The following is a 13,753-nucleotide window of genomic DNA, read 5'->3' as shown; positions in this document are numbered from 1 at the left end:
GGCGTGAAGGAAAAGGGGCGAGGCGGCGTCAGGCCGCGAGCGGCGCGCCGAGGAAGTCGCCGAACGCCGCGTAGAAGCCCGCCGCGTTGTCCCACGGAATCATGTGGCCGGCATCGGGCACGCGCACGTGCCGCATCGACGGCGTCGCGCGCTGCAGTTCGGCGACGTCGTCGTCGCGCACCACGTCGCCGCGCTCGGCCGTGATCAGCAGCGACGGCACGGCCAGTTGCGCGGCGTCCGCGTGGAAGTCGTCGGTGTGGAAGCCTTCGTAGGAGGCGCGCACCGCGCGCTCGTCGCAGGTATGCAGCCATTCGGCGCGCAGTTGCCGCTCGGCATCGGTCCAGGTCGGGCAGAACGCGCGCATCCCTTCGGCATCGGTGCCGGCGCGCGCGAGCGCCATCGAGTCGATGTACCACGGCAGCTTGCCCGGATAGTCGCGGCGGTTCGGGCCCGACACGGGCGGATCGACGAGCACGACCGATTCGAGCCCGCGGATGTCGCGCCGCGCCGCACGCGCGGCGATCCGTGCGCCCATCGAATGGCCGACGAGGCTCGTGCGCGGCAGGCCGAGTGCGGCGACGAGCGCCGCGATGTCGTCGGCCTGCGCATCGAGGCCATAGTCGAGCGACGCCGACGCGTCGGACAGCCCGCGCCCGCGCACGTCGAGCACATAGATGTCGAACGCCGCGCCGAAGATTTCGCCGACGAAGCCCCATGTGATCGCGGGGCTCGTGATGCCGGGAATCAGCACGATGGCCGGGCGTGACGCGCGTGCGCCCGACGCGCCGCCGTAGCGCAGATAGTGCTGACGGATGCCGTTGGCGCGGACGTTCGCGCCGTACAGGAAAGTCGAGGACATGGAGAGGCTCCGAAGTGGCGGCGGCGCTCAGTACGCGCCGGACAGCAGCGCGCCGGCGCCGGGCACGATCGGTTCGAGATCGAGTTCGCGCAGCATCGCGTAGGTCGTCGCGATCGCGGCGGTGATCACGGGCTTGCCCGTCATCGCCTCGACCTTCGCGACGGCCGGCAGCGACGGCATCTGCACGCACGCGGACAGCACGATCGCATCGGCGTCCTGGTACGGCAGCGTCTTCACGATGTCGGGCAGGCGCGCCGGGTCGTGACGGCCGACGTCGAGGTTGTCGGGAATCTCGAGCGCGCGGTACGCGATCACTTCATAGCCTTCGTTGCGGATGTAGTCGACCACGAGCTCGGTCAGCGGCAGCATGTACGGCGCGACCACCACGATGCGCTTCGCGCCGATCACCTTCAGCGCATCGACGAGCGCGCCCGCGCTCGTCAGCACTGGCGCCTGCGCGCCGTTGTCGGCCGTGTGCTTCGTGAGGCGCGCCTGCGATACGCGGTGATAGCCGTGGCCCATCGCCATGATCGCGACGAGGCACGCGTAGCCGAGCACGTCGACGCGCGCATCGCTCAGTTCCACCGCGCAGCGGTCGGATTCGGCGTCCATCGCCGCGAGTTCTTCCTTGACCACCTTCTTCATCCGCATCCGGCTCGAGTGATACGTGAAGCGCTCGGGGCGGATCGCCTCGCGCAACCGCAGCATCGCGGGAATCTCGGTTTCCATCGTCGTGTTGGAACTCGGCACGATCTGGCCGATGCGGTAGGTCTTGCTCATGACGGGAGGCTCCGTGTCGGTAAGGGTGGGGCGGCCCGCTGGCGCGGGATCGCCTGGTTTCGAGCAAAGTCTAGTGTGTACATTTGAAAATGACAATGGGTCAAAATGATTTCATCCGGATGCGTATCGTTTTTGTACGGGTGTTATTCAGGATTTATTGGTGTTTTCCCGAATGAGGCGGCGACCGGGAATAATCCCCTTGTCCTGAATAAATGGAGTGTGTACGCTACATAAACGCCATTCAATCCGCCCGTTCTCGTGCCGTGTTCGGCGACGGGCCCACGATCAGGAGATCCGCATGAGCAAACCCCGTATCGCAATCATCGGCGCCGGCCTCGGCGGCACGGCCGCCGCGGCGCTGCTGCAGCGCGGCGGCTACGACGTCGCGCTGTACGAGCAGGCGCCGGCGTTCTCGCGCCTCGGCGCGGGCATTCATCTCGGCCCGAACGTGATGAAGATCATGCGGCGCATCGGCTGCGAGGACGCGCTGGAGACCATGGGTTCGCACCCGGATTGCTGGTACAGCCGCGACTGGCAGACGGCCGACGTGCTGTCGCAAATTCCGCTCGGCGACTACGCGCGCCAGCACTACGGCGCGAGCTACCTGACCGTGCATCGCGGCGACTTCCATGCGCTGATGACGCAGGCGGTGACGCCCGGCACGATCCGCTTCGGCAAGCGACTCGCGTCGGTGGAGGACACGGGCGACGCGGTGCGCCTGACGTTCACCGACGGCAGCGTCGAGACGGCCGACATCGTGATCGGCGCGGACGGCGTGAATTCGCGGATCCGCGAGCACCTGCTCGGCGCGGAGCCGCCGCGCTATACGGGCTACGTCGCGCATCGCGCGGTGTTCCCGGCATCGCTGCTCGGCAACAAGCCGTACGACATGTGCGTGAAGTGGTGGTCGGAGGATCGCCACATGATGGTCTACTACGTGACCGAGAAGCGCGACGAGTACTACTACGTGACCGGCGTGCCGCAGGCCGAGTGGCCGGAAGGCGTGTCGATGGTCGACAGCAGCCGCGATGAAATGCGCGAGGCGTTCGCCGGTTTCCACGCCGACATCCAGCATCTGATCGACGTGTCGCCGTCGATCACCAAGTGGCCGTTGCTCGAACGCGATCCGCTGCCGCTGTGGAGCCGCGGCCGTCTCGTATTGCTCGGCGATGCATGCCATCCGATGAAGCCGCACATGGCGCAGGGCGCGGCGATGGCAATCGAGGATGCGGCGATGCTCGCGCGCTGTCTCGACGAAGTCGGCATCGGCGATTACGCGGGCGCGTTCGCGCTGTACGAGGCGAACCGCGCGGCGCGCGCGTCGAAGGTGCAGCGCGTGTCGCACAACAACACGTGGCTGCGCACCAACGAGGATCCGGCATGGGTGTTCGGCTACGACGTGTTCGACGTGCCGCTCGTGTCGCCGTCGCCGTCGCGCGGCGGCGTGGCGGCCGTCGCCTGACGCGCACGCGGTGTCCGCGCCGGATGCCGCGCCGCCGTATCGGGGATCGACGCGGCGGTACGCGCGCATTTCGGCGTGTTATACGTGAGCGGTGTGCGCGACGCCGGCCGTCGCGAGCCGGCGGCCGTGCCCGCCGCCGGTCCCAGGTCCCGGCCCGCCGGTCTTCCGGCCCGCGCCCCGCATTCCGGATCCATTCATGTCCCATCCCGCTTCCCCGTCGCGGCCGCTCGCATTTCGCGTGAACGGCACGCCGCACACGTTCGCCGCTGCCGCGCCCGACGCGCCGCTGTTGCTGGTCCTGCGCAACGACTGCGCGCTCAACGGCCCGAAGTACGGCTGCGGGTTCGGGCAGTGCGGCGCCTGCACGGTGCTGGTCGACGGACAGGCGACGCGTGCGTGCGTCGTGCCGGCCGCCGCCGCGAACGGCCGCGACGTGACGACCCTCGAAGGGCTCGGCGCGCGCGACGCGCCGCATCCGATCCAGCGTGCGTTCATCGACGAGCAGGCCGCGCAGTGCGGCTATTGCCTGAACGGGATGATCATGAGCACGAAGGCGCTGCTCGACCGCAACCCGTCGCCGGACGACGCGGCGATCCGCGACGCGCTGCGCTTCAATCTTTGCCGCTGCGGCACGCATCTGGAGATCCTCCGCGCGGTGCATCGGGCCGCGCGCTATCTGCGGGACGACGGCGATGAAGCATGACCCGAGCGTGCCCGCGCAGCCCGAAGCCGCTGCGAACGAGGTGCGGCGCGATGACGTGACGGCCGGTTCGGCGCGGCGTGCGGACGACGCGGCGCACATGCACCGCGCGCGCTACGCATGGCCGCTCGGCGATGCGCGTGCGCAGGCGTCGTTCGATGTCGAAACACGGACCGCCGCCGATGGGCGGATGACGACGTGGCGCTATCGCGCGCAGGCCGGCGCGACACCCGCGACACCCGATGCGCAGCGTCCGGCGGCGGCGGGTGGAGCATCGATTGCGTCGTCGTCGCCGTTCGTCTATCGACATGCGCGGACGTCGATCGAGATGGCCGACGTCCACCACGCGATTCCCGGCCATGCACACGCATTCGCGCGCGAATCGTTCGTCGACGAACTGGCCGGTACGCTGAAGCGCGATCCGGTCGCATTGCGTCTGCAGCATCTCGATGCGTCGCACGATGCGGGGCCGCGCGAGATCATCCGGATGGTCAGCCAGCGCGCCGCGTGGGGCGAACCGGCCGCGGCCCGTGCGCCGGCGCACGACCGCCTCAGCGGGCGCGGCTTTGCATTCGACGGTGCGGGTGCGCTCGATGCGCCGTCCGCGGACGAACACCCGCAAGCCGATGCGGACCGTGACGTCCCCCCGCACTGGTCCGCGTGGGTCGTCGATCTCGACGTCGATCGCACGACGGGCGACGTCGCGGTGCGCCGCGTCGTCGCCGGGCAGGGCGCGGGCGAGCCCGGGCACGCGTCGATGGCGGGCTTGCCCGCGTGGCAGATCGAGGCGGCGATTTCACGCGTGATGGGCGCGCGGCTGTCCGCGCGGCCGGCGCATGACGAGACCGGCGGCGATGCCGCGCCGGACGCGCTCGCGCATGAACTCGTTGCGTTCGACGACGCAGCGCCAAACGCCGGTCACGCCCGGTCGCTGTCGGCATATGACGCACAACGGATCGAACAGGCGGCCGCGCCGGCCGCGGCCGCGATCGCGAATGCGCTGTATGACGCGACGGGCGTGCGTTTTCGCGCACCGCCGTTCGACCCCGCGCGCATTCGCGACGCGCTGGCCCGGCCGGAGCCGGTTGCTTCAGGTGAGCGCCGTTCCGGCACGCCGCGCCGTGCGTCGTCGCGCTGGCGCCGCTGGCTGGCCGGCGGTGGCGTGGGCGGGGTGGTCGGCGGGCTGATCGGGCTGGCCTGCGCGATCCTGCCGGGCCCGGCGTCGATCGCACCCATCGCACCCGGCGGCGCGGACAGCGCGATGTGGAGCGCGGCGACGCTCGCGCGCGGCCGCCTGATCGCGCTCGCCGGCGATTGCGCGGTCTGCCATACCGCACCCGGCGGCGCGACCAACGCGGGCGGTCTCGCGCTCGACACGCCGTTCGGCACGATCTACACGACCAACATCACACCCGATCCGGAAACCGGTATCGGCGCATGGTCGTATCCGGCGTTCGCGCGCGCGATGCGCGAAGGCATCGGCCGCGACGGCTCGCATCTGTATCCGGCGTTTCCGTACACCGCGTTCGCGAAGCTGAGCGAGCCCGACCTGCTCGCGCTCTACGCGTACCTGATGTCGCAGCCGCCGGTGAAGCATGCGCCGCCGAAGACGAAGCTGCCGTTTCCGCTCGACCAGCGGCGCCTCGTCGCCGGATGGAACGGGCTGTTTCACGACGCGCGGCCGTTCGCGCCGGACCCGGCGCGCTCCGCGATGTGGAATCGCGGCAAATATCTGGTCGACGGCGCCGGACACTGCGGCGCGTGCCATACGCCGCGCAACGCGCTCGGCGCGGAACGGGGCGGGCGCGCGTACCTGGCCGGCGGCGAGGCCGAGGGCTGGGTCGCGCCGCCGCTCGTCGCGTCGCCGGCGTCGCCGGTGCCGTGGACCGAAGGCGCATTGTTCGACTACCTGCGCACCGGCTTCTCCGCGCAGCACGGCGTCGCGGCCGGGCCGATGGCGCCGGTCGTCGCGGGGCTCGCGGCGCTGCCGGTATCCGATGTCCGGGCGATTGCCCACTATCTGACCTCGCTGTCGCCGCCCGTCGATGCGGCCGCGGCCGCCGACGCGGCGACCCGCCATGCGCACGGTGCGGAAGCCGTCGCGACGCTCGGCCTCGAGAGCGGCCGGCGCGCGTTCGACGCCGCGTGCGCGGTCTGTCACGCGGAATCGGGCGGGGTCGGGCATTTCGGCGTGCGTCCGCTGATGGGGCTGAACACGAGCGTCAGCCAGGCGGCGCCCGACAACCTGCTGCGCGTGCTGCACGACGGGATCGACCATCCGGCCACCGACGGGCTCGGCTACATGCCGGGCTTCCGCGACGCGTTCGACGATCGGCAGATGGCCGAGCTCGCCGCGTACATCCGCGCGCGCTATGCGCCCGGCCAACCGACGTGGCGGAATCTGGAGGACGCATCGGCGAGAATCCGGCACGCGCGCGCGCACTGACCGGCGCACCGGCGATGCCGATGGATGGCCCGATACCGCGCGGCAACCGGGAAAAGCGACACGTGGCGCAACGGCGGGCGCGCCGCAGGCCGTAAATCTTGCCGGTGGCGCGTCATCGTTTAACCATTCGAAACAATGTGTTCATCGAAAAGGGCATGATCTCCGGCGATCGGGCAGGCATACTGTCGCCTATGTTGCTCAATGCCGTCGAATCGACGTGCGCTTGCCCCCCATGTCCATCCCTGTACCTTTTCGATCCCTGCGAGGGTTGACCATCGCTGCTGCTGCATGCTTGCTCGCCGCGTGTTCGACCGCTTCCGACGTGACCACGACGTCGAACCCGAACGTCTTCACCGTGACGACGCGCACGCTCGGCGTGTCGACGACGTGGGCCGACGCCCATGAAAAAGCCGTCAACGAAGCCGCCAGCTACTGCACTCAGCGCGGCATGCGCGCGAGCCTGAAGCAGGAGTCGGTGACCGCTGGCCGTCGCGTCGACGCGCGCTCCGAACTCGCGTTCGAGTGTCATCCGACCTTCGAGACGGCGTCGAACCCGCGCGGGTAAGCGCCGCGTCGCCCGCGCGGCCGTCGTCTCCGCGCCCGCGCTGCTCCGGATGTGAACCGACCCGCGATGCCGTTGACGGGCATCGCGGGTCGGCGCACGTCCGTCGGCTGCGTTACGCGGGCTGCGCTTCGTACAGCTTCACGCACGCGGAGAAGTCGAGCGTGCCGAGCCCCTGCTGGCTCATCGACTGATAGAGCTGCTGCGCGAGCGCGCCCATCCACACCGGCTGCCGTGCATTGCGCGCGGCTTCGGTCGCGAGTCCGAGATCCTTCAGCATCAGGTTCGCGGCGAAACCGCCCGCGTAGCCGCGCGCGGCGGGCGCCGCGTCGTTCACGCCCGGGTACGGGTTGTACGTGTCCGAACTCCAGCAGCGGCCGGTCGACGTGTTGATGATGCCGGCCAGCACGGCCGGATCGATGCCGAGCGCGGCGCCGAGCGCCATCGCTTCCGACACGCCCATCATCGAGATCCCGAGCAGCAGGTTGTTGCAGATCTTCGCGATCTGCCCGGTGCCCGTGCCGCCGCAGTGCACGACGTTCTTCCCCATGTCGAGCAGCACCGGACGGATGCGTTCGAACAACGCGCCTGCCGCGCCGACCATGAAGGTCAGCGTGCCGGCCTGCGCGCCGCCGGTGCCGCCCGACACCGGCGCGTCGGCGAGCGGGAAGTCGCGCTGCGCGGCGGCCTCGGCCACCGCGCGCACGGTGCCCGGGTCGATCGTGCTGCAGTCGACGAACGTCGCGCCGGCGCGTGCGCCGGCCAGCACGCCGTCGTCGCCGAGGTAGACCGCGCGCACGTGCTGCGCGGCCGGCAGCATCGTGATGACCAGCGATGCGCGGGCGGCCGCGTCACGTGGCGACGCCGCCGCCGTCGCGCCCGCGCGCACCGCGGCGTCGACCGCCTGTGCGTCGAGGTCGAACACCGTCAGCGCGTGACCGGCCTTGAGCAAGTTGGCGGCCATGGGGCCGCCCATGTTGCCGAGCCCGATGAATGCGATTTCCATGTGCAGGCTTCCTGTATCAGCGCAGCGCGATCGTCGTGTTCACGCCGCCGGCTGTCGCATCGTCGTCGAACCAGCGCGCGGTGACCGTCTTGGTCTGCGTATAGAACTGCACGACCTGCTTGCCGTACGGACCGAGATCGCCGAGCTTCGAGCCGCGCGAGCCGGTGAAGCTGAAGTAGGGGACCGGCACCGGGATCGGGATGTTGATGCCGACCTGGCCGACGTCGATCTCGCTCTGGAACTTGCGCGCGGCCGCGCCGCTCTGCGTGAACAGACCCACGCCGTTGCCCATCGGGTTGCGGTTGACGAGCGCGATCGCGTCGTCGAGCGTGTCGGCTTCGAGCACGACCACCACCGGCCCGAAGATTTCTTCCGTATAGATCGACATGTCGGTCGTCACGCCCGAGAAGATCGTCGGGCCGACGAAGTTGCCGTGCTCGTAGCCCGGCACCGCCACGTCGCGGCCGTCGAGCAGCAGCGTCGCGCCTTCCTTCACGCCCGCGTCGATCAGCGACAGGATGCGTGCCTTCGCGGCCTTCGACACGACCGGGCCGACGTCGGTGCCGGCCTCGGCGCCCGCATTAACCTTCAGCGCCTTCGCCTTCTCGACCAGATCGGGCAGCCAGTCGCGCGCGCGGCCGACCAGCACGACGACCGAGGTCGCCATGCAGCGCTGGCCGGCCGCGCCGAAGCCCGCGCCGACCAGCGCGTTGATCGACTGCTCGCGGTGCGCATCGGGCAGCACGACCGCGTGGTTCTTCGCGCCCATCATCGACTGCACGCGCTTGCCGTGCTGGCTGCCGAGGTTGTACACGTGCGTGCCGACGCGCGTCGAGCCGACGAACGAGATCGCCTTGATGTCCGGGTGCGTGCAGAGACGATCGACCACGGCCTTGCCGCCGTGCACGACGTTCAGCACGCCCTGCGGCACGCCGGCCTCGATCGCGAGCTCGACGAGCTGCATCGTCGACAGCGGATCCTGCTCCGACGGCTTCAGCACGAACGTGTTGCCGCACACGATCGCCATCGGGAACATCCACAGCGGGATCATGCCGGGGAAGTTGAACGGCGTGATGCCCGCGCACACGCCGATCGGCTGGCGCAGCGTGTAGGTATCGACGCCGCCCGCGACGTTCTCCGCGAATTCGCCTTGCTGCAGCGTGCCGATCGAGCACGCATGCTCGACCACTTCGAGGCCGCGGAAGATGTCGCCCTGCGCGTCGGGCAGCGTCTTGCCTTGCTCGGCCGTCAGCGTGTGCGCGATCCGTTCGAGATTGCGGCGCACCAGGTCCTGGAACTTCAGCATGATGCGCAGCCGCGCGCCGATCGGCGTCGTCTTCCAGGTCTGGAACGCGCGCTGCGCGGATGCGATCGCGGCATCGACCTCGTCGAGCGTCGCGTACGGCACGCGGCCGATCGTTTCCTGCGTCGCGGGGTTGACGATGTCGCCCCATTCGGTGCTTTGCGATTCGACGAACGCGCCGTCGATCAGCAGCTTGGCGGTGGGCAGGGCGAGGGTGGTCTGGGGAACTGCGGCGTTCATGGAATTCTCCGGGAAACGGTGTGGCGAAGAAAAAGGGGGACTCGCGTCCGCCGCGCGTTCAGCCACGGCGGACGGCAGGTCGAAGAGGAATCGGCGCGATGCGGGCCGGTGCGCTCATGCGCGCGCCGGCCGCATCAGCGCGGTACAGGCGAGCGCGAACACGCCGAAGCCGACGAGGTACGCGATCACGTAGTGCGGCTGGCCGCCGCCGGCCTTGAGCAGCGACGTCGCGATCATCGGCGCGAAGCCGCCGCCGATCACGCCGGCGAGCTGCACCGACAGCGAGATGCCGCTGTAGCGGATCTCCGCCGGGAACTGCTGCGCGAACAGCAGCGACTCCGGCGCATAGAGAATCGGGAACACGACGCCGAGGCCGAGCACGATCGCCCACCATGCGTACGAGGTCTGCTGCGTGCCGAGCATCATGAAGAACGGCGCGGCGAACGCGCACATCAGCACGAGGCCGATCGCGAACATCCGGCGCTGGCCGATGCGGTCGCTCAGATGCCCGCACAGCGGCATCGTGACGAGCGACAGCGCGGCGCCGGCCGTGATCGCGTGCAGCATGTCGGCCTTCGGCAGATGCAGCTGCTGCGTCGCATACGCGAGCGCGAACGTGACCACCATGTAGAACCACGTGTTCTCGGCGGCGCGCGCGCCGACGATCGTCAGCACCTCGCGCGGATGGCGGCGCAGCGCGGCCGTTACCGGCGACTTCTCGGCCTTGCCCTGGCGCTGCATCTTCTCGAAGTCCGGCGATTCCGGCACCTTCGCGCGGATGAACCAGCCGAGGCCGACCAGCGCGATGCTCGCGAGGAACGGCACGCGCCAGCCCCACGACAGCATGTCGGCGTCCGGCAGCGCGGCCACCGCGGCCATCGCGACCGACGACAGGATCAGCCCGAGCCCGACGCCCGTCTGCGGCAGGCTGCCGAACAGCCCCTTGCGGCCCTGCGGCGCGTGCTCGACGGCCATCAGCACCGCGCCGCCCCATTCGCCGCCGACCGCCATCCCCTGCAGGAAGCGCATCGCGATCAGCAGTGCGGCGGCCCAGTAGCCGATCCGGTCGTACGACGGAATCAGCCCGATGATCATGCTCGGCACGCCCATCAGCAGCAGCGTGATCATCAGCATCGACTTGCGGCCGATGCGGTCGCCGAAGTGGCCGAACACGATGCCGCCCATCGGCCGGCCGATGAAGCCGACCGCGAACGTGCCGAACGCGGCGAGCGTGCCGACGACCGGGTCCAGCGACGGGAAGAAGATGCGGTTGAACACGAGCGCGGCGGCGGTGCCGTAGAGGAAGAAGTCGTACCACTCGATCGTGGTGCCGGCCATGCTGGCCCAGCCGGCCAGCAGGTAGTGCCTCGCGGTGCGGGCGGGCGCCGGCGTCGCGATGGCTGCATGCTCATCGAGGGTGGATCGCGTCTGCATGGTGTCTCCGAATTTATTGCCCGCGGCTCATGGTCCGCAGGTCACGGTCGAGTATAGTTATGCGCGGATCCATGATGTACCGACAAGAAAACCGGTTGGATGTGCATTTATGCATATCGACGGCCGGCCCCGAGACGCCTGCTTTTTCCCGCCGATGCGACACGCCACCGAGCCGGTTTCCGGCAACCTGAACTGGGACGACCTGCGCTTCTTCCTCGAAGTCGCCCGCACGCAGCGCGCGAGCGGGGCGGCGAAGCGGCTCGGGGTCGACTACACGACCGTCGCGCGGCGCATTCGCGCGCTCGAGACCGCGATGGGCACGCTGCTGTTCGACAAGTCGCGTTCCGGCGGCTTCACGCTGACGGCCGAGGGGCAGCGCCTCGTCGCGTATGCGGACGCGATGGAGACGACCGTGCAGTCTGCGTGCGACCAGGTCGCGAACACCGGCGAGGCGCTGTCGGGCCACGTGCGGATCGGGTCGACCGAAGGGTTCGGCTGCTTTTTCCTCGCGCCGCAGCTCGCGCGGTTTCGCGTCGCGCACCCGCACGTGACGGTCGACCTGCTGCCGGTCCCGCATTTCGTCAACCTGCCGAAGCGCGAGGCCGACCTCGCGATCACGCTCGAGCGGCCCGAACGCGGGCCCTACGTGGTCACGAAGCTGTGCGACTACCAGTTGCGGCTCTACGCGACGCGCGACTATCTGGCGAACCATCCACCGATCGACTGCACCGACGATCTCGCGCGGCATGCGTTCATCAGCTACGTCGACGATCTCGCGTTCAGCAGCGAGTTGTTGTACCTGGAGCGCGCGGTGCCCGGCGCGACGGCCGGGCTGCGCACGACGAGCGTGATCGCGCAGGTGTTCGCGGCGCTGCAGGGCGGCGCGCTCGCGATCCTGCCGTGCTTCATGGCGGCCACGCAGCCGGCGCTGGTGCCGGTGCTGCCGGACGACGTGGTGGTCACGCGCTGCTTCTGGCTGACGTGTCGCGAGGACCTGCGCAAGCTGCGGCGCGTGACGGCGCTGTGGGATTACCTGCGCGCGGCGGCGGACGCGAACCGGGCGTTGCTGATGGGGGAGTCGGAGGCGTTGCGATTCGTCGGGGATTGAGCGCAGCGGTGTGTCACGGGCGATTCGTCCCGTGTCGCTTGATGGATTTCGTGCCGCGTGCCGGTTTGACATAGTGACTTCGCGGGGCGGGCGCGCATGTGGCGGCCCGGTGTCCCGCGTTTCCCGTCATCCGGAGGTGTGCCATGAAAAAGAAGACAGCAATCCTGATCATCGCGGCCGACGCCGACCCCACGGGGCTCGCGGTCGGCCAGACCATCAGCGGAAGCGGCAGCATGGGCCGTGTCGGCATGAAGATCACGAGCGTGAAGCAACAGACTGGCTTTGCCGACCGGCCCTATGTCATCGAAGTCGCGACACTCGCGCCGACGTGGTTCGACGACGCCAATCCGATCACGACGATCAGCTACAACAACGAACGCAATCGGGCCGCGGTGACGACCTGCACGTTCACGTCGTGACCGCCATCCGCGCACGCGGTCGGCGTCAACGCGCGCAACCGAGCCGGTCCGCGAGCGCGTGGAGATCCTCGACGTCGAAGTCCCACGCGTCGTCGGCTTTCAGGTCCGTCGTCTGGTTCGGCCCATGCTCGGTCGGCCGCAGCACGAACGCGGTCGCGAGCCCGAGTTGCCGCGCGGCGGCCAGATCGCCGTTGTGCGCGGCGACCAGGCACAGCTCGGCCGGCTCGAGACCGAGAATCTCGACCGCTTCGGTATAGACCTTCGGCGACGGCTTGTATGCGTGCGCGACTTCGGCGCCGAGAATCGCGTCCCACGGCAGGCCCCCGTGCTTCGCGACGTCGACCATCAGCCGGATATTGCCGTTCGACAGCGGTGCGATCACGTAGCGCCGTTTCAGCCGCTGCAGCGCCGCGACGGAATCGGGCCACGGATCGAGCCGGTGCCACGCAAGGTTGAGCGCGTCGATCTCCGCGTCGGGCACGCCGTCGATCCCGTAGCGGTCGAGCGTGCGCACGAGGTTCTCGCGATGCAGCACGTCGAGCCGCACGTAGCGCCGGCGCCCGCTGCGGATTTCCTCCATCGACGGCGCATATTCGCGGCGCCACGTATCGGCGAATTCGAACGGATCGCGATCCGGCGCATGGCGCGCCAGGAACTCGGTGGCTTCGCGCGCGACGCCGTTTCTCCAGTCGACGATCGTTCCGAACACGTCGAAAACGAGCGCCTTGATGTCGGCAGGGTTCGTCATGGGATTCCGTGAAGGTCGGTCGAGGGGGACGCGACGCGCACCGTGGCGGCTACGCGCGACGCCGGTTCGAATGACATTGAATCACGTATCCGCGAAGGCGGCTCGCTGCGTCGTCGCGCTGGCGGCGCGCGGTGCGGCATCGAGGGTGCATGACGGGGAGGGCGGGGGAAGCCGGTGTTGCAGCGCCAGTCACGGGCCTTCGGCCATGACCTTCGGCACATTCCGGCCCGCGTGCGCGGCGCCTACGCTGGGCAGGTCGCCGGTGCGTGCCGGCGGCGTTCCTCAACCAACCGACAAGGACATGCCATGCCGACCATTTCAGTCTACGGGTTCAATCCGGACGGCGGCCCGAGCGCGCTCAGCGCGCAAGCCACGCGCGACAACCTCAACGAGGACCATCCGACGTGGGCCGTGACGCTGGCCTACACCGCGAGCACCACGACGGCCGCCTTCACGTCGGCCACGGCGTCCGACGCGGATCTCAGGGCCGCGCTGGAGACGGCGTATCCGTCGGCAAGCTACCACGTGGTCTAGGTAGCGTCGTCGCCCGCCCGGGCCGGGCGGCTCGGGCGGGTCATGTCGCGCAGCTCGCATGGGTCGGACCGGGCACACCGGTCGCGATTCCGGCGTCGATGCGTGTCGCGTTCGCACCGGAATCGCTGCCCGTGCGGGCGGGCAGGCCGCAA

General features: G+C 69.5%; 13 protein-coding genes. 7 read left to right on the top strand and 6 right to left on the bottom strand.

Annotation, left to right across the window (positions count from 1 at the left end; genetic code table 11):
• Positions 1-28: 28 nt before the first annotated feature.
• Both U5771_RS21780 and U5771_RS21775 read right to left on the bottom strand, forming a co-directional pair.
• The gene (locus U5771_RS21780) at positions 29-859 is read right to left on the bottom strand and encodes an alpha/beta hydrolase (protein WP_322025897.1); all 831 of its coding nucleotides are present in this window, start codon (positions 857-859) and stop codon (positions 29-31) included.
• A 27-nt stretch (positions 860-886) separates the two neighbouring features.
• Complete coding sequence (locus U5771_RS21775; protein ID WP_322025896.1) at positions 887-1,639, bottom strand: Asp/Glu racemase; 753 nt, start codon at positions 1,637-1,639, stop codon at positions 887-889.
• A 298-nt stretch (positions 1,640-1,937) separates the two neighbouring features.
• Here U5771_RS21775 and U5771_RS21770 point away from each other — a divergent pair, with 298 nt between their 5' ends.
• The 4 genes from U5771_RS21770 to U5771_RS21755 all read left to right on the top strand — a co-directional run bounded on the left by U5771_RS21770 (position 1,938) and on the right by U5771_RS21755 (position 6,812).
• Positions 1,938-3,101: an FAD-dependent monooxygenase gene (locus U5771_RS21770; protein ID WP_322025895.1), complete on the top strand. Its 1,164-nt coding sequence runs from the start codon at positions 1,938-1,940 to the stop codon at positions 3,099-3,101.
• A 196-nt stretch (positions 3,102-3,297) separates the two neighbouring features.
• Positions 3,298-3,804 carry a (2Fe-2S)-binding protein gene (locus U5771_RS21765; protein WP_322025894.1) on the top strand — a complete coding sequence of 169 codons (507 nt, stop codon included), beginning with the start codon at positions 3,298-3,300 and terminating at the stop codon, positions 3,802-3,804.
• Positions 3,794-6,247, top strand: a complete 2,454-nt coding sequence (locus tag U5771_RS21760; protein WP_322025893.1) for a c-type cytochrome — start codon at positions 3,794-3,796, stop codon at positions 6,245-6,247. Before U5771_RS21765 ends, U5771_RS21760 begins: the two co-directional genes overlap by 11 nt.
• Positions 6,248-6,479: 232 nt before the next feature.
• A complete protein-coding gene (locus U5771_RS21755; RefSeq protein WP_322025892.1) occupies positions 6,480-6,812 on the top strand; it encodes a hypothetical protein in 333 nt (110 codons plus the stop codon).
• A gap of 112 nt (positions 6,813-6,924) precedes the next feature.
• Here the strand turns inward: U5771_RS21755 and mmsB are convergent, their stop codons facing one another.
• The 3 genes from mmsB to U5771_RS21740 form a co-directional block, all read right to left on the bottom strand.
• On the bottom strand, positions 6,925-7,815 hold the full coding sequence (mmsB, locus tag U5771_RS21750) for a 3-hydroxyisobutyrate dehydrogenase (protein ID WP_322025891.1): 891 nt from the start codon (positions 7,813-7,815) through the stop codon (positions 6,925-6,927).
• A 16-nt stretch (positions 7,816-7,831) separates the two neighbouring features.
• Positions 7,832-9,358, bottom strand: a complete 1,527-nt coding sequence (locus tag U5771_RS21745; protein WP_322025890.1) for a CoA-acylating methylmalonate-semialdehyde dehydrogenase — start codon at positions 9,356-9,358, stop codon at positions 7,832-7,834.
• Positions 9,359-9,472: 114 nt separating this feature from the next.
• Complete coding sequence (locus U5771_RS21740) at positions 9,473-10,792, bottom strand: MFS transporter (protein WP_322025889.1); 1,320 nt, start codon at positions 10,790-10,792, stop codon at positions 9,473-9,475.
• Between the two features lie 154 nt (positions 10,793-10,946).
• Here U5771_RS21740 and U5771_RS21735 point away from each other — a divergent pair, with 154 nt between their 5' ends.
• Together U5771_RS21735 and U5771_RS21730 are read left to right on the top strand one after the other, a co-directional pair.
• Entirely contained in the window at positions 10,947-11,900 is a 954-nt protein-coding gene (locus U5771_RS21735) for a LysR family transcriptional regulator (protein ID WP_322025888.1), read from the top strand.
• A gap of 143 nt (positions 11,901-12,043) precedes the next feature.
• Positions 12,044-12,319: a hypothetical protein gene (locus U5771_RS21730; RefSeq protein ID WP_322025887.1), complete on the top strand. Its 276-nt coding sequence runs from the start codon at positions 12,044-12,046 to the stop codon at positions 12,317-12,319.
• Between the two features lie 25 nt (positions 12,320-12,344).
• Here U5771_RS21730 and U5771_RS21725 read toward each other — a convergent pair whose 3' ends face one another.
• On the bottom strand, positions 12,345-13,067 hold the full coding sequence (locus U5771_RS21725) for a haloacid dehalogenase type II (RefSeq protein ID WP_322025886.1): 723 nt from the start codon (positions 13,065-13,067) through the stop codon (positions 12,345-12,347).
• 306 nt (positions 13,068-13,373) lie between these two features.
• On the opposite strand from U5771_RS21725, the gene U5771_RS21720 reads away from it, so the two are divergent.
• The gene (locus U5771_RS21720) at positions 13,374-13,601 is read left to right on the top strand and encodes a hypothetical protein (protein WP_322025885.1); all 228 of its coding nucleotides are present in this window, start codon (positions 13,374-13,376) and stop codon (positions 13,599-13,601) included.
• The last annotated feature ends 152 nt before the right edge of the window (positions 13,602-13,753 follow it).

Source organism: Burkholderia sp. BCC1977 (assembly GCF_905339595.1).
Lineage (GTDB): Bacteria > Pseudomonadota > Gammaproteobacteria > Burkholderiales > Burkholderiaceae > Burkholderia.
Note: the sequence above shows the minus strand (reverse complement) of the source record. Positions and strands in the feature narration are given on the sequence as shown.